13 protein-coding genes and 1 tRNA gene are annotated in these 14,196 nt (G+C 64.7%); 4 read left to right on the forward strand and 10 right to left on the reverse strand.

What is annotated here, in order from left to right:
• Window positions 1–5: 5 nt before the first annotated feature.
• From shc to hpnA, 6 genes are all read right to left on the reverse strand, one after another.
• Entirely contained in the window at window positions 6–1,976 is a 1,971-nt protein-coding gene (gene shc / locus J2D77_RS06785; protein WP_207845495.1) for a squalene--hopene cyclase, read from the reverse strand.
• 80 nt (window positions 1,977–2,056) lie between these two features.
• Complete coding sequence (hpnE, locus tag J2D77_RS06790) at window positions 2,057–3,355, reverse strand: hydroxysqualene dehydroxylase HpnE (protein WP_207845496.1); 1,299 nt, start codon at window positions 3,353–3,355, stop codon at window positions 2,057–2,059.
• A 17-nt stretch (window positions 3,356–3,372) separates the two neighbouring features.
• Window positions 3,373–4,272, reverse strand: coding sequence for a presqualene diphosphate synthase HpnD (gene hpnD / locus J2D77_RS06795; protein ID WP_207845497.1), 900 nt, complete (start codon window positions 4,270–4,272; stop codon window positions 3,373–3,375).
• 119 nt (window positions 4,273–4,391) lie between these two features.
• Complete coding sequence (gene hpnC, locus J2D77_RS06800) at window positions 4,392–5,252, reverse strand: squalene synthase HpnC (RefSeq protein WP_207845498.1); 861 nt, start codon at window positions 5,250–5,252, stop codon at window positions 4,392–4,394.
• 204 nt (window positions 5,253–5,456) lie between these two features.
• Window positions 5,457–6,716 (reverse strand): glycosyltransferase, encoded by a 1,260-nt coding sequence (locus J2D77_RS06805; RefSeq protein ID WP_207845699.1) that lies wholly within the window; start codon window positions 6,714–6,716, stop codon window positions 5,457–5,459.
• A 20-nt stretch (window positions 6,717–6,736) separates the two neighbouring features.
• The gene (gene hpnA / locus J2D77_RS06810; protein WP_207845499.1) at window positions 6,737–7,732 is read right to left on the reverse strand and encodes a hopanoid-associated sugar epimerase; all 996 of its coding nucleotides are present in this window, start codon (window positions 7,730–7,732) and stop codon (window positions 6,737–6,739) included.
• Window positions 7,733–7,879: 147 nt separating this feature from the next.
• Between hpnA and J2D77_RS06815 the strand changes: the two genes are divergently transcribed.
• Together J2D77_RS06815 and J2D77_RS06820 are read left to right on the forward strand one after the other, a co-directional pair.
• Window positions 7,880–9,052 carry a lysylphosphatidylglycerol synthase domain-containing protein gene (locus J2D77_RS06815; RefSeq protein WP_207845500.1) on the forward strand — a complete coding sequence of 391 codons (1,173 nt, stop codon included), beginning with the start codon at window positions 7,880–7,882 and terminating at the stop codon, window positions 9,050–9,052.
• A 28-nt stretch (window positions 9,053–9,080) separates the two neighbouring features.
• Complete coding sequence (locus J2D77_RS06820) at window positions 9,081–9,962, forward strand: prephenate dehydrogenase/arogenate dehydrogenase family protein (protein ID WP_207845700.1); 882 nt, start codon at window positions 9,081–9,083, stop codon at window positions 9,960–9,962.
• Between the two features lie 138 nt (window positions 9,963–10,100).
• Here J2D77_RS06820 and J2D77_RS06825 read toward each other — a convergent pair whose 3' ends face one another.
• From J2D77_RS06825 to J2D77_RS06835, 3 genes are all read right to left on the reverse strand, one after another.
• A complete protein-coding gene (locus tag J2D77_RS06825; RefSeq protein WP_207845501.1) occupies window positions 10,101–10,907 on the reverse strand; it encodes a tetratricopeptide repeat protein in 807 nt (268 codons plus the stop codon).
• 4 nt (window positions 10,908–10,911) lie between these two features.
• Complete coding sequence (gene ykgO / locus J2D77_RS06830) at window positions 10,912–11,037, reverse strand: type B 50S ribosomal protein L36 (protein ID WP_003625637.1); 126 nt, start codon at window positions 11,035–11,037, stop codon at window positions 10,912–10,914.
• A gap of 243 nt (window positions 11,038–11,280) precedes the next feature.
• Complete coding sequence (locus J2D77_RS06835) at window positions 11,281–12,249, reverse strand: hydrogen peroxide-inducible genes activator (protein WP_207845701.1); 969 nt, start codon at window positions 12,247–12,249, stop codon at window positions 11,281–11,283.
• Window positions 12,250–12,439: 190 nt separating this feature from the next.
• On the opposite strand from J2D77_RS06835, the gene J2D77_RS06840 reads away from it, so the two are divergent.
• Both J2D77_RS06840 and J2D77_RS06845 read left to right on the forward strand, forming a co-directional pair.
• Entirely contained in the window at window positions 12,440–12,982 is a 543-nt protein-coding gene (locus tag J2D77_RS06840) for a peroxiredoxin (protein ID WP_207845502.1), read from the forward strand.
• A gap of 290 nt (window positions 12,983–13,272) precedes the next feature.
• A complete protein-coding gene (locus J2D77_RS06845) occupies window positions 13,273–13,800 on the forward strand; it encodes a carboxymuconolactone decarboxylase family protein (RefSeq protein ID WP_207845503.1) in 528 nt (175 codons plus the stop codon).
• A gap of 257 nt (window positions 13,801–14,057) precedes the next feature.
• Here J2D77_RS06845 and J2D77_RS06850 read toward each other — a convergent pair.
• Window positions 14,058–14,134 (reverse strand) — tRNA-Asp (locus tag J2D77_RS06850).
• Between the last annotated feature and the right edge of the window lie 62 nt (window positions 14,135–14,196).

Consider the following 14,196-nt stretch of genomic DNA (forward strand, 5'->3'; position numbering starts at 1 on the left):
GGCGCCTAGAACCCGAACGCCACGCGGCGCGTGTTGCTGCTTTCGAGATTGCGGTAACGCGCAAGCGCCATAAGCGGGAAGAACTGCTTGTAGCCATGGTAGCGCAGGTAGAACACCTTGGGGAACCCTACGGCGTTGTAGGGGTCTTCATGCCATTCGCCGTTTTCGTCCTGCTGGCTGGCCAGCCAGGACATGGCGCGCGCCACGGCCGGGTCGTCCCGCCGTCCGGCGGCCATCAGGGCCAGCGCACCCCACGCGGTCTGCGACGGCAGGCTTTCCTTGTAGGTGCCATGCGGCCCACCTTCGTAGGACTCGCAGCCTTCACCCCAGCCCCCGTCGGGGCGCTGCACGGAGCGCAGCCATTCCACAGCGCGGACAACGGCCGGATCGTCATGCGACACCCCGGCGGCGTTGAACGCGCACAGAACCGACCATGTGCCATACACATAATTGGTGCCCCAGCGGCCGAACCACGACCCGTCGGCTTCCTGGTCGCGGCGCAGGTATTCCAGGCCGCGCTGGATGACGGGTTCATCCGCCGGATTGCCAAGCTGTGCCAGGAAGGAAATGCAGCGTGCGGTCACGTCGGCGGTCGGCGGGTCCAGCAGCGCGCCATGATCGGCGAAGGGAATGTGGTTGAGAATCTCCTTGTTGTTGTCGATATCGAACGCACCCCAGCCGCCATTGCTGCTTTGCATGCCGACAATCCATACGCGTGCGCGCTCGATGGCTTCGGCATTGGCGGGGTCGCCTTCGCGGTGGAGCAGCATGCCCACCACGGCGGTATCGTCCACGTCGGGGTAATAGTCATTGCCGTACTGGAACGCCCAGCCGCCGGGGGCCAGGCCGGGGTTGCGCACGGCCCAGTCACCCTTGACGTCCAGGATCTGCTTGCTGCGCAGCCAGGCACTGGTTTTCTTCAGCGCTGCCAATGTGGCTTCGGGGGCGATCCCGTTCGGGCCGGACGCGGCTTCGATCATGGCATGGCCCGACAGCCCCGTATCCCAGATGGGGGAAACGCAGGGCTGGCAGTAGGCTTCGTCATCCTTGGTGACGACCAGCCTCTGCACAGCCTCCCATGCGGTGGCGGCACGCGGGTCGGTGTCCGGCACGCCCAGCGTGCGGTACATCATGACCGTATTGGCCATGGCGGGGTAAATGGCGCCGATCCCGTCCTTGCCGTTCAGGCGCGGTTCAATGAAGTCGATCGCGGCCTTGATGGCTTTCTGGTGCGTCCTGGCGGGAACCAGCGGCAGCAGGGGGCGCATGGCCATGTCCAGCCCCTTGAACACATAACCCCAGGCTGAGCGGTACGGGCCGCGAATCCAGTCCTTGACCTTTTCGGGCGGGGTCACGAACAGTTCGCGCACATGCACGCGTCGCGGGTTGACGGCAACCGGGCGCAGGGCCGCCAGCACCAGCAGTGGTGCAATTACCGTGCGCGACCAGTAGGACATGTTCCATACGGAAAAGAAGGCCGAAGGCGGCAGCAGCATGATCTCGACCGGCATGACCGGCGTGGCGCGCCAGGGCACATCGCCGAACAGGGCAAGCTGGAAGCGGGTGAACACGTTGGTGCGCTCCGCCCCGCCATGGTCCAGAATGGCCTCGCGCGCGCGCTTCATGTGCGGGGCGTTGATGTCGTCGCCTGCCGCCTTGAGCGCGAAATACGCCTTGACCGAGGCCGAGATATTGAAATCCCCATCATGGTAAAGCGGCCAGCCGCCGTGATCCTCGCTCTGGATCCGGCGCAGATACACGGCCATTTTCTGTTCCAGTTCATCATCGATCCGGTCCAGGAAATGTTCGAGAAGGATATATTCGGCCGGAATGGTCGCGTCGGCTTCAAGCTCGTACACCCAATGCCCGTCATCGCGCTGGGCACCCCCAAGCGCTGTATGGGCAGCGGTGACCACGCGGTCCAGTTCAGCCCCGGAAAGTTGGGTATCGGAAAGAGCGCTGCCGTCGGCGGCCATGTCGAGTGTTCCTCTATGCTTGGCTGGCGTGGGGGTGCGGGTAGGCCCGCCACGCATCAGGATGGGTGTCAGGTCGGTATTCAGCCGGGTGTCTTCAGGCCAAGTGCATGCACGGCGCTGACACCCGATCTCATTGCTCCTTCAAGCGTAGCGGGCAAACCTGTGTTGGTCCAGTCTCCGGCCATGGCCAGGTTGACCAGGGCGGTGGCGGGACCGGGGCGCAGGCGGTTCTGTGCAGGTGTTGCCGCGAAGGTCGCGCGTTTTTCCCACACGATACGCTGGGCCGCCGGGGCTTCGGGCAGCGGGCGGGTCAGGGTTGCATCGCATGCGCGGCGCACGTCCAGCCATATGGCGCGGGCCAGGTCTTCGGGGTCGTGCTTGGCCAGGCGGTTGGCGGCACTCACCGTGACGGAAAGGATGTTCCCGCGCAGAAACACCCATTCCGCAACGCCGCCGATAACCCCCATGAACCCGCAGTGCGCGAAGGACCCCACGGGCACGGGTGCCTCGTCCAGGCGGAAATGCAGGTTGAGAATGCTCTCGAATTCCGTGGGCGTGCTCAGCCCCGCCAGCTTGTCGCCCAGCAGGTCGCGCGCCACGGGGGCGGGGGCTGCCAGAATGACGCGGTCCTGCTCGCCCAGGGGAATGACGCCATCGGCCGTATTCAGGGCGGCCACGCGGTTATGGGCCACATCCAGGCCTGTCACGCGGCTCTGGGTCCTGACTTCGGCGGTCATGGCGCGCAGATGGGCGACGGCCGGATCGACCAGGGATTCGGATAATCCCTCCCGCGCGAACCAGGGAATGCAGGCCTCCCCCCCAAGGGAGAGGGATTCGCGAATGACAGCCCCCAGCAGGGCGGCACTGCCGCTTTCGCAGTCGGTATTCAGCGCGGAGATGGAAAAAGGCGCCAGCAGCCGGCGCGAAAACGCACCCGGTGCAAGACATTGCGCAACCGTGGTCGCACCCTTTGCCTGCATGAGGCTGTACAGGCTGCGCAGTTCGGGCAGGCGCATGTCGGGCACGCGGCGGTGGGGCTGGAACACCCACCACGGTGCGCGCCCGCGCGAGAGGTCGAGCGTCCAGCGATTGTCCTCGGCCAGGTCCACGAACGGGAAAAGCGGGGCCTTCGGGCCGGTCAGCGTATCGAGCGCGCCCGTCAGGCCCAGATAGCGGAATACCGTCTTGTTGGCCGAAAGCAGAAGGTGGTTGCCATTGTCGATCCGGCAGCCAAGCTGGCGGTCCTCGTAGGAGCGCGCGCGCCCCCCGCAGGCCCGGCCCGCTTCATGCACGATCACATGCGTGCCGGACCCGGCCACTTCCACCGCTGCGGCAAGACCTGCCATGCCGCCGCCGATAATGTGCAATACACCCGCCATAGGCCTGATCTTCCGGCTTATGGGAGGTAGGAGCAGGCAAGTCCCGCGACTTTGCCCAGCAGGGTGGAACGCGGGCGGTCGCGCAGGACGGCGGGTGCCCAGCCGCGCTTGCACAGCTTGAGCAGGATCGCGCGATAGCCCGCCCCCATGATGCGCGCTGGCATGATGGTGCGGCCCCGGCAGGCTTTCATGATGGTGAAGGCCGCACGGAAATGATCCTCCGCCCGGGTGGCCAGGACACGGCAGACCCCTTCCAGCCCGGGTGCGTCCATCGCCTTGATCGGGTCGTGCGGCACCTTGAAGCGGGTCAGCAGGTCCGCGGGCAGGTAAAGGCGGCCGCGTGCCGCATCCTCGGGGATGTCGCGCAGGATGTTGGTCAGTTGCAGGGCGCGGCCCAGATGGTAGGCGATGTCATCGCCGTTTTTCGAGCTTTCCCCGAAAATCCGCACCGAAAGGCGGCCCACGGCGGAGGCGACACGGTCGCAGTACTGATCGAGGGTTTTTTCGTCCGGCGCGACAATGACGGTCTGCGTGTCCATGATCATGCCATCGATCACGGCGGTAAAATCTTCCTGCCTGAGCGAGAAGAAATGCACCGCGGCCAGCAGCACGCGGTCCAGCGGTTCATGCAGCGGGGCGGACTGGTCACCGTAGAGCGCTGCAATCCGCCCATGCCAGTCTTCCAGGGCCTGCGTGCGTTCGGCCAGGGGGGCATGGCCGTCGGCTATGTCGTCCACCACGCGGCAGAAGGCGTAGATGGCATACATGCCGTAGCGGCGCATGGGGGGCAGAATGCGCATGCCCGCCGCAAAAGAAGTGCCCGCCTGTTTTACGGTGCTTTCCACCCATGCAAGATCGGCGGGGTCGCACCCCAGGGGGGTCGGCTCGTCATGCGTTTGGATGCTGTCAGATGTCACGCGCGTTTACCTGTTCGTTCAGTCACAAGGGTACCAAGCCATGGTAGGGGCCATGCAGGGGGGCCGTGCAGGCACCCCGGACCGGCCTCTTTTTACAGAAGTTTCATGGTTCGGGAAGGTCAGCGCCATGTGCGCAGGGCCGCAAAGGCCGCATGCATGGCGTCTGTCCGGCGCAGGGCAACCCGGCCGGCCAGGGGGTCTTCACGCCGCAGGCGCAGGGTCAGGCGTTCGGCCAGGGTGACGATGGCCGCGCATTCCATGCGAAAACGGCGGTCATGCACATGGGCGGGCAGGGCGGCGGCCTGCCGGTTCAGCGCGTCTACCCCATCAAGCATGGTGTTGAACACGCGGCGCATGGCGGGGGAGAGGCGGCCAGCCAGCAGGTCGTCCTGCGTGGCGCCTGCCGCGCGCATCAGCCCTGCGGGAATATAGCACCGGTGCAACTGCGCCAGATCGCCGGCGCAATCCTGCATGTGGTTGAGAATTTGCAGGGAGGTGCACAGCGCATCCGACGGGCCGAAGGCGGTCGGGCTTTCGCCGTGCAGGCAGATCAGGTAGCGCCCCACCGGGTTGGCGGAATAGCGGCAGTAATGCAGCAGGTCTTCCCAGCTTTCGTAGACGTGCCCGCGGGAATCGTCACGAAAGGCGATCAGCAGGTCGGTCGCGGTCTCGAACGGCACGCCGGTTTGCAGCAGGGAGGTACGCAGGCGTGCGGCACTGAGCGCATCGGCCCGGTCTATGGGCTGGCGCTGGCCGTGCAGCACCTCTTCCATCGCGTCCAGGCGGGCGATCTTGTCGGTGGGGGACAGTGCGGTGCTGTCCGCTATGTCATCGATGACGCGGGCATAGGCGTAATAGGCATGCACATGCGGCCGCAACTGCTTGCTGATCAGCACGGAGCCGACCGGAAAATTCTCGTCGGACTTGCCCTTGCCGGAGGAAACGTCGGCAATACCCCATACGCTTGTGTCTTCAGTCATGCCCTGGCTCAATATAATACGCACCCTAACGGCAGCCAGTGGTTTACACGACGCCGCCGTAACTGCCTACCCTTCGTGCCGGAGAACGGGGCCGCGTTGCGCTGGCCGGAACCCCGGGCCAGGGCCCGGTTGAGCCCGGATTGCGCATCGCCCGCTTTGGGGGGCGCGCCCCGCGACTTGATAGCCCCGGCTTTGGGTCCGGCTTTAGGCGCGTTCGCGCGTCTGCGATCCGGCGGGGGGTGCTGGCTGAGCCAGTCCGGCCGGGTTCGCGCGGCCGTCATGGGGGATGGCGTCGGTATAGGCGCGGTTTTTCCACACCACGCCACGACCGAGATGGTGGTTGACGGCCGAACCGATGGTGGCGGCGGTATAGAACACCGCGATCAGCGGCAGGGCGAGCGCCCAGAGCGGGGAAAGCCGGAAACGCCGCAAGGTCGGCAGGAACGAGCAGATGGAGGCAAGCCACGTCGCCGCCCCGATCCACTGCGCGGGACCATGGGCGAACACCGCCAGCAGGGCCGGCGCCAGCCAGACCAGCACCATGCCCAGCACGGTCAGGACCAGCAGGGCGGGTGAGAAACGCAGTTGCACATAGGCCGTGCGGGCGATCATGCGCCAGATATCGCCAGGGCCGGGATAGGGGCGGATGGACGTGGCCAGGCAGGAATGGCCCAGATACAGCAGCCCGCCCGCCTGCTTGACGCAGCTTGCCAAGGTGCAGTCATCGATCAGCGCACCCTTGAGGGCGGCTATCCCGCCAATCTTGCGCAGCATGTCGCGGCGCAGCAGGATCGTGCCGCCAGCCGCCCCGGCCGTGCTGCTTTTGGGGTCGTTGACCCGGGCAAAGGGGTAAAGCAGCGTAAAGAAGAACACGAAGGCGGGCACCAGGGCGCGTTCGGCCAGGCTTTTGCACTGAAGCTCCACCATTTCGGAGACCATGTGCAGCCGGTCGGTCTGCGCCTTGGCGACCAGTGTCGCCACATGGGCCGGTGCGTGAATGATGTCCGCATCCGTGAGCAGGATATAGCCGCTGCCTTCGGGGTTTTGCCGTTCCGCTTCCGCCACCCCCTGCGATACCGCCCAGAGCTTGCCGCTCCAGCCCGGTTCGGGGTTGACCCCGTCCAGCACGCTCAGGCGGTGCTGGGGGTCGGGCAGGGCGCGGGCCAGGCATGCCGTATCGTCGGTGCTGCGATCATTGATCAGGATGACCGAGAGCTTGCCCGGATAGGCCTGTTCCAGCAGCGATGCCAGCGCTGCCTGGATCGATTCGGCCTCGTCCCGGGCGGGGACCACAACCGTGACATCGGGGGCGATTTCGGCCGGTCGCATGTCTGCTGTACCAGCAAGGCTGTCCTGCATCTGGGGCAGGGGCCGCAGAATCGGGCCAGCCTGCCAGAACCTGCCATGGCAGAAAATCAGGCCTATCCAGATCAGGGCGCACAGAACGGCCAAGGCCAGAGCCATCATGACGTCTTATCCCTTGCTTATTTCAGCATGCCGCTGGCCCGGAACCAGGCAATGGCGTCTTCCACCGCCTGGCTTGCGGGACGCGGAGCATAGCCCAGTTCCTGCGTGGCCTTGTCCGAGGAAAAAAACATTTTCTTGCGCGACATCGCGAGCATTTCGCGTGTGACGCGCGGAGAAAACCCAAAAGAGCGTGACAGCCATTCCGAGACGACGGCAACCGGCCAGATCACTTCCTGCGGCAGGCTGATCCTGGGCGGGGGGACCTGGGCCATGTCCGACACCATGGCGAACAGGTCGCGCAGGAGGAAATTCTGTCCGCCAAGAATGTATTTTTCCCCGATCGTCCCGCGTTCGAGAGCCAGAACATGGCCTTCGGCCACATCGTCCACATGCACGATGTTCACGCCCGTATCCACATAGGCGGGCATGCGCCCGGCCGCGCAGTCCAGGATCATCTGCCCGGTGGGCGTGGGCTTGATGTCGCGCGGCCCCACGGGGGTCGACGGGTTGACGATCACGGCGGGCAGGCCGCGTTCGCGCACCAGTTGCAGCACTTCCTGTTCAGCGCGGTATTTCGAACGCTTGTAGATGCCGATCACGGCGTGTTCCTCGATCGGCGTGGTTTCATCGGCGGTGGTGCCATCGCCGATCAGCCCCAGCGCCGCAACCGACGAACAATAGACGATCCGTTCCACCCCGGCGGCCTGGGCCGCCAGCATCAGCAGGCGCGTGCCTTCGACATTGGCTGTCATCATGGGCGCGGGGTCCGGCACCCAGAGCCGGTAATCCGCTGCGACATGAAAGACATAGCGGCAGCCTTCCACCGCGCGGGCGAATGTGTCGGGGCGTGACAGGTCGCCTTCGACCAGTTCGGCGGGGATATCGGCAATATTGCTCCGGTCACTGCCTTCACGCACCATGAGCCGGAGTGAATGGCCCCGTTCGAGCAATGTGCGGGCTACGGCGGAACCGACAAAACCTGTGGCGCCGGTCACAAGCGTATGACCTGTCATAATGGCGAGCTCTCCCGGAAGAAGGCTGAAGGGAAAGGAAAGGGCGCATGCCCCAAAGGAGGTGGTCTGCTTCTTTATCCTGCCCCCCGAGGTGGCGCCAGACCCCGTGGTGGTGTAAGGGGGCGGTTCATTCACACGCGCGCCCATATGGGCCCTCTGTCGTGCCCTGGCACGGCAGGGCTATCCCGCGTGCGGGCAGACAGAGCTTTGGTTTTGAAGAAATTTACGGTTTTTCTCACCTTTTTAGGGCTTGTTGCCATCACCGGGGCCATGGCCTGGAGCGGGTTCGATTCCGTTCTGCGGGCCGTCATGCGCATAGGTATGGGCGGCTTCCTGGCTGTGGTATGCGCTCAGCTTGCCGTGAACGGGGTGCTGGCGCTGGCCTGGAAGGCCGCTTTTCCTGAAATCGGGTATCTGCGTCTGCTGGGCGCGCGCATGATAAGGGATGCCGCGGCCACATGCCTGCCTTTCTCGCAGGTCGGGGGTATGGTGGCGGGTATCCGGGCCACCTGTTCGGGCCACGGGCTGGATATCGGCGACAGGCGCGAGGTGGGCCTGCCCGAGGCGACCTGCGCCAATCTCGTGGATATCACTACCGAGGTGATGGGCCAGGTGGGGTTTGTCCTGCTGGGTGTTGTCTGCCTGGTGGCGCATACCCGTTCCAGCCCGCTGGTGGTGCCGGTCATCTGCGGCGTCGGGTTCCTGGTGGTGGGCGTTGCGGGGTTCATCTGGACCCAGCGCAGGGGCGGCTCGCTGTTTCGCAGGTTCGGCGGCGCGATCACCCGCAACATTGCCGGGCAATGGAGCGACAGCCTGCAGCAGGGTGCCGACAATATGCAGGAACTGCTGGAGGCCGCATGGAGTCGCCCCTGGAATATCGTGCGTTCGGCCCTGTACCACCTGCTGGCCTGGCTGGGCAGCGCGGGGCTGCTGTGGCTGACGGCATGGTTCCTGGGCGCGCGGCTGACCCTGCCCGACGCGGTGGCGGTCGAGGGCGTGACCTGTGCGATCATGTCGGTCGGCTTTCTGGTGCCCGGCAGCCTGGGTGTGCAGGAAGGGGCCTACATGGCGCTGGGGCATGCCTTCGGGATCGAACCTTCCGTCGCGCTGGGCCTGTCGCTGCTGCGGCGCGGGCGTGAGATCACGATCGGTATTCCCGTTCTGCTGGCGTGGCAGCTTACGGAAATGCGCGCCCTGCGCCAGCGCGGCGCCCGCAGCCAGGACGTGCGCGCCAATGCGGTTGGCGTGGGAGAGAGTAGTAAAACACGCGACGGCCGGGTGCCCCCCGCCCCGATGGTGAAGGATGGGCAGGTTGGCTGAAGATCTCCCTTCCTCCGTGGGCGCGGATATGCCGGTCTTCGGCACGCTCGTCGTGGTGGGGCCGGGGCTGATCGGCTCGTCCGTGCTGCGGCGCGCGAAGGCCCGCGGCGATCTGGCGCAAAGGCTGATCGCCGTGGACAGCAGCGAACAGGTCTGCGCGCGCGTGCGCGAGCTTGGCATTGCCGATGAAGCCACGACCGATATCACGACGGCGGTGGCCCAGGCGGATTGCGTCATGCTGTGCGTGCCGGTGGGGGCGATGGGGGCCGTGGCCGCAACGGTCGTGCCCGCCATGAAAAGCGGCGCAGTGCTGACGGATGTGGGCTCGACCAAGGTATCCGTGATCGAGGCCATAACCCCCAGCCTGCGGGCGGACATTGCCTATGTCCCGGCCCACCCCATGGCAGGCACGGAATTTTCCGGCCCCGATGCGGGGCTTGCCAACCTGTTCGAGGACAGGTGGTGCCTGCTGACCCCGCTGGCCTGCACGACCGCGCAAAGCCTGCACGACATTCGCAGCCTGTGGGAACGATGCGGCGCACGCCTGCGGGAAATGACGCCCTCGCACCATGACCGCGTCTGCGCCATTGTCAGCCACCTGCCGCATCTGCTGGCCTTCACCATCTGCGGGACGGCCGATCACCTGGCGGCGGAAACCCGGTCCGAAGTGCTGGATTTCGCGGCCTCCGGCTTCCGCGATTTTACCCGAATCGCTGCGTCCGATCCGATCATGTGGCGCGATATCTTCCTGGCCAACAAGACAGCCCTGCTGGAAATGCTGGGGCGCTTCATGGAAGACGCCAAGGCCATGGGTCGTGCGATCGAAGAAGACGATACGGCCTATATCGTCAGCCGTATCGAAGAAGGGCGGGCCATTCGCAAGAGCCTGCAGGAAAACCGCCAGGCCTGAGCGGCGTAACGCTTCCCTTCCGCGTGGATGCAATCACGCCCCGTTCCGTTGTGGCGCGGGCAGAACTCATGGTGAAGAACCGGGCGGCCTGACGGTGGATTTGCGGGCACGCTCCCCCCTGCAGGGTTGGGCGGGGCCTTATGTAGGCTGGCCGAACGCCTTGATCTTGAGCTGGTCCAGCCGCTTGTGGGTCGGGTCCAGCATGGGGTTCAGCCCCAGGGCCTTCTGCCAGGCCTGAAGGGCTGCCGCACCGTCGTTGCGGCGTTCCTCAACACTGCTCAGTAAAGACCAGCTCTGGGCGTCGAGCGGATCACGGGCGAGGGCCTGGCCCAGATCGGTCACGGCACCATACAGGTTGCCCGCGACAAAGCGCATCTGCCCCCGCCCACGCCACAGTACCGCCTGGTCGGGCTGGAGGGCGAGCGCGTCGCCCATGTCTTCCACCGCATCATCGGGTTTTTGTGCCGCCAGGTCGCTTTCGGCCCGGTGCATCAGCAACCGCGTGGTGGGGGAGAGATGCTGCGTGCGCAGGGCCTCGAGCTTGTCCTCGATCGTATGCGCGTCCTGCGGAGTCTTGGCATGGGCAAGCTGGTCCGCCAGCATTGCCAGCAGCGCAGCCTGGGCGGCGGAACGGGACTGGGGGGCAGAAGCTGCGTGGGATTGCGGCGCTGGATCGGGTTTGGGGCCGGGCTTGGGTGCGGCTGGGGTGGCGGTTCCCTGCCCGTAGGGGGTCCAGGCCCCCCGGGGTGCCAGGGGTGACGCTGGCGCGTTCTGCGGCGTTGCCGCCGGCATATCCTGCGCACAGGCGGGGGTGTGGAGCGTGGCTACCCCCACCCAGGCTGCCAGCAGGGGTACAAACAAAAACCCGTTTCCCCGGCATGCGGGAAAACGGGTCATGTACATGGCAGGCATGCGGAGCCAGCCATTCAGGGCTGGTTCGGCCATAGGCTCAGCCCTGGCGTGCCTTCATGCGGGGGTTCTTTTTGTTGATGACGTAAACCCGGCCACGACGGCGAACCACACGGCAGTCCTTATCGCGTACCTTGGCTGACTTCAGGCTGTTTCTGATCTTCATGGCCCGTATTCTCCGCCGGAACTGGTTACTCTTTAAACAAGTTGGTTCGGCACATACCCACCCTGCGAGGGTGAGTCAATATTTCCCCGGCTTTGAAGGCATTTTTATTGCCCGCCCGCATGCTTTGCGAAGGCGCCCGCGCCGGTCCCGCAGGTATAAAGGCCGCTGTGCAGGCCAGCCGGTCCTGTCTGGCCGATTGCTCAGCCATCCGGGAGCCGGTTATTGCGATTGTCGCAGACGGTCTCAGCTATGGGCAATCGCGTCCTGGCGGTTGCGGTCGGCGGGGTGTGGGGGCGGGGCCAGGGTGGCCAGCGTGCTGGTCAGGGTCTGGAAATCCGTCGTCCGGGGCGAGCGGGGGCGCCATGCCAGGCCAATGGTGCGCCATGCGGGCCCACCCGTCAGCGGGCGCGCCACGATCCGCCGGCCGTCCAGGACGCCGCCATCGATGGCCAGGGCCGGCATGATGGCGATGCCAAGCCCAAGTTCCACCATTTCCGCCATGCTGTGCAGGGACATGGCGGTGAAGGTTGCGTCACTTTCCCCTTCCGAGCCGTTGCGGTTCGGCCCCTGGCGGCAGATGGCCAGGGTCTGTTCGCGCAGGCAATGGCCGTCTTCCATCATCACCAGTCTCTGTTCCGACAGCCGGTCGACCGGCACGGTCTTCATGGCCGCGAAAGGATGGTCCTGCGGCATGATGACGCGGAACGGGTCCTGCCAGAGCGGGCGGGTTTCCGTGCCGTCGCACAGGCAGGGCATGGCCAGGATGAGCATGTCCAACTGGCCGAGTGCCAGTTTTTCCAAAAGATGTTCGGTCGTGTCCTCGGTAATGGAGAGCAGGAGCCGCGGAAAATGCTCGCGCAGGGTGCCGACGGCCTGCGGAATGAAAAACGGGCCGATGGTGGGAATAATGCCGAGTCGCATCGGCCCGGTCAGGGGCGCGCGGGCGGCGGCGGCCATTTGCGGCACGGCTTCAAGTGCGGCCAGCGCCTGCCGGGCCTTGAGGGCGATTTCATGCCCCAGCGGGGTGAACACTACTTTCTTGCCCACGGTGCGATCGAGCAGGGTGGCGTCCAACTGGCGTTCAAGCGCCATGATCCCGGCCGAAAGGGTGGATTGCGTGACCGCACAGGCCGCCGCCGCCCGCCCGAAATGCCGCAGTTCCGAAAGGGCGATCAGGTAGCGCAGTTGTTGGGCGGAAGGCAGCGGCAGCATGGCGGAGTCCCTGATCGAAAGGCGAGAACGCATAGGCGGGCGTTCAATCGACGCGTTCAATCATTCTTATATAAAATATTCATTGGCTTAAATGAAAAAGCCGCGCCATACATAAACCCGCAGCCGACACTGCCGGGTTATTCCAGCCGGGCGCTGACGGCACGAAGCCTTTGATGCAAGGAGCAAGATAATGCTGACTGTTGGCGATAAGTTCCCAAGTTTCGACCTGACCGCAGTACCGGGCGGCCCCGAAGGGCTGAAGGGTGAGTTCGTCCAGATTTCCGACAAGACGGATGCTGGCAAGTGGAAGATCGTGTTCTTCTGGCCCAAGGACTTCACCTTTGTCTGCCCGACCGAAATCGTGGCTTTCGGCAAGCTGGCGAAGGACTTTGCCGACCGTGACGCCGTTGTGTACGGTGTGTCGATCGACAGCGAATTCGTGCATCTGAACTGGCGTCTTCACCATGACGACCTGAAGGACCTGCCGATTCCGATGCTGGCCGACATCAAGCGCGAGCTGACCGAAGGCACCGGTGTCATGGCCAAGGACGCGGGCGTTGCCCTGCGCGCCACCTTCGTTGTCGACCCCCATGGCGTGATCCGTCATGTGTCCGTCAACGACCTGTCGGTTGGCCGTAACCCGCAGGAAGTCCTGCGTATCCTCGACGGCCTGCAGAGCGACGAGCTGTGCCCGTGCAACTGGAAGAAGGGCGAAGCCTTCCTCAAGCCCTGAGCCGGGTTTTTCACCCTGGTCCGATATCGGACCAGGGTGCCGCAGGGGTGGTCCAGTCACCCCCTGTGGCCCTCTCCCGCATGCCAGGCGGCCTGCACGCACCTGCAAGCCGCCGACGGGCCGCCCGGCATGCGGGATACGGTTTGCCCGCCCCCAGCCTTCTGCCCCGCTATGCCGCCTGTGGCGGGCATGGTGCATCGCCCCGGTGGTTTACCCGGTGTGGTTTTTTGGCCCGCAGTCGACCTCGCTGGTCCTGCCGCCCGAACATTACTCAGCTACGGAAAAAACCTATGTCCCTCGATATCCTTAAAGATCGTATTCCCGATTACGCCAAGGACCTGCGGCTCAATCTGGGCACGCTGTCCAACGACATCACCCTTACACCCCAGCAGCTTGCAGGCACGTTCGTGGCCTGTGCCATTGCCTCGCGCAATGATGCCGTCACGCGCGAGACCGTGGCTCATTTCAAGAGTGTTCTCTCGGCCCCGGCCCTGGCGGCCGCGCAGTCTGCTGCTGCCATCATGGGCATGAACAACATCTATTACCGCTTCGTGCATATGGCAGGTGGCGAATATTCCAAGATGCCGGCCCAACTGCGCATGAGCGTGATTGGCAACCCGGGTGTGGACAAGGTCGATTTCGAACTGTGGTGCCTGGCCGTATCGGCCATCAATGGGTGCGACCTGTGTGTGACCAGCCACGAGAAAATCGTGCGCGAAGCCCTGGGCACGGCGGCCGTGCAGACGGCGGCCCGTATCGCGGCCGTAATCCACGCGGTTGCGGTAACCTTGCAGTCCGCCACCGCGCTGGAAGGCTGAAGAGCGTTTCAAAACAACGCTTTGGTAAAGAATGAAGGTTTTTGGGCGTCGCCTTTTTTTTAAAAGGTGACGTTCCCTGAAGCTTTTTGAAAAACGCTTCACTAAAAACTTTTATCAGGACATGTCCCGGGCAGCTTGAGCGATCAAGGCGTATCTGCGCAAGGGCAGGGACGGCGTGTTGCTGATGCGAAGGCACGGTAACTCAAGCGCTGCGTGCTGCATGCGCTGCCTGATCCGCTGAAATTTTCAAGGGAAAGTGGCGCGAGTGACGGGGCTCGAACCCGCGACCTCCGGCGTGACAGGCCGGCGCTCTAACCAACTGAGCTACACCCGCAATCTTGACGCTCACTCTCGTGTGCGTCGGTATGTGCCGCTTTATACTGATGTTTTTTTGTT

It is taken from the genome of Acetobacter garciniae (assembly GCF_017377735.1).
Taxonomy (GTDB): Bacteria; Pseudomonadota; Alphaproteobacteria; order Acetobacterales; family Acetobacteraceae; genus Acetobacter; species Acetobacter garciniae.

Excerpts from the sequence above, each read along its gene's own strand:
- shc (WP_207845495.1), bottom strand. The coding sequence starts at position 1,976 with ATGGCCGCCGACGGCAGCGCTCTTTCCGATACCCAACTTTCCGGGGCT.
- hpnE (WP_207845496.1), bottom strand. The coding sequence starts at position 3,355 with ATGGCGGGTGTATTGCACATTATCGGCGGCGGCATGGCAGGTCTTGCC.
- hpnC (WP_207845498.1), bottom strand. The coding sequence starts at position 5,252 with ATGACTGAAGACACAAGCGTATGGGGTATTGCCGACGTTTCCTCCGGC.
- J2D77_RS06805 (WP_207845699.1), bottom strand. The coding sequence starts at position 6,716 with ATGGCTCTGGCCTTGGCCGTTCTGTGCGCCCTGATCTGGATAGGCCTG.
- hpnA (WP_207845499.1), bottom strand. The coding sequence starts at position 7,732 with ATGACAGGTCATACGCTTGTGACCGGCGCCACAGGTTTTGTCGGTTCC.
- J2D77_RS06815 (WP_207845500.1), top strand. The coding sequence starts at position 7,880 with ATGGGCCCTCTGTCGTGCCCTGGCACGGCAGGGCTATCCCGCGTGCGG.
- J2D77_RS06820 (WP_207845700.1), top strand. The coding sequence starts at position 9,081 with ATGCCGGTCTTCGGCACGCTCGTCGTGGTGGGGCCGGGGCTGATCGGC.
- J2D77_RS06825 (WP_207845501.1), bottom strand. The coding sequence starts at position 10,907 with ATGGCCGAACCAGCCCTGAATGGCTGGCTCCGCATGCCTGCCATGTAC.
- ykgO (WP_003625637.1), bottom strand. The coding sequence starts at position 11,037 with ATGAAGATCAGAAACAGCCTGAAGTCAGCCAAGGTACGCGATAAGGAC.
- J2D77_RS06835 (WP_207845701.1), bottom strand. The coding sequence starts at position 12,249 with ATGCTGCCGCTGCCTTCCGCCCAACAACTGCGCTACCTGATCGCCCTT.
- J2D77_RS06840 (WP_207845502.1), top strand. The coding sequence starts at position 12,440 with ATGCTGACTGTTGGCGATAAGTTCCCAAGTTTCGACCTGACCGCAGTA.
- J2D77_RS06845 (WP_207845503.1), top strand. The coding sequence starts at position 13,273 with ATGTCCCTCGATATCCTTAAAGATCGTATTCCCGATTACGCCAAGGAC.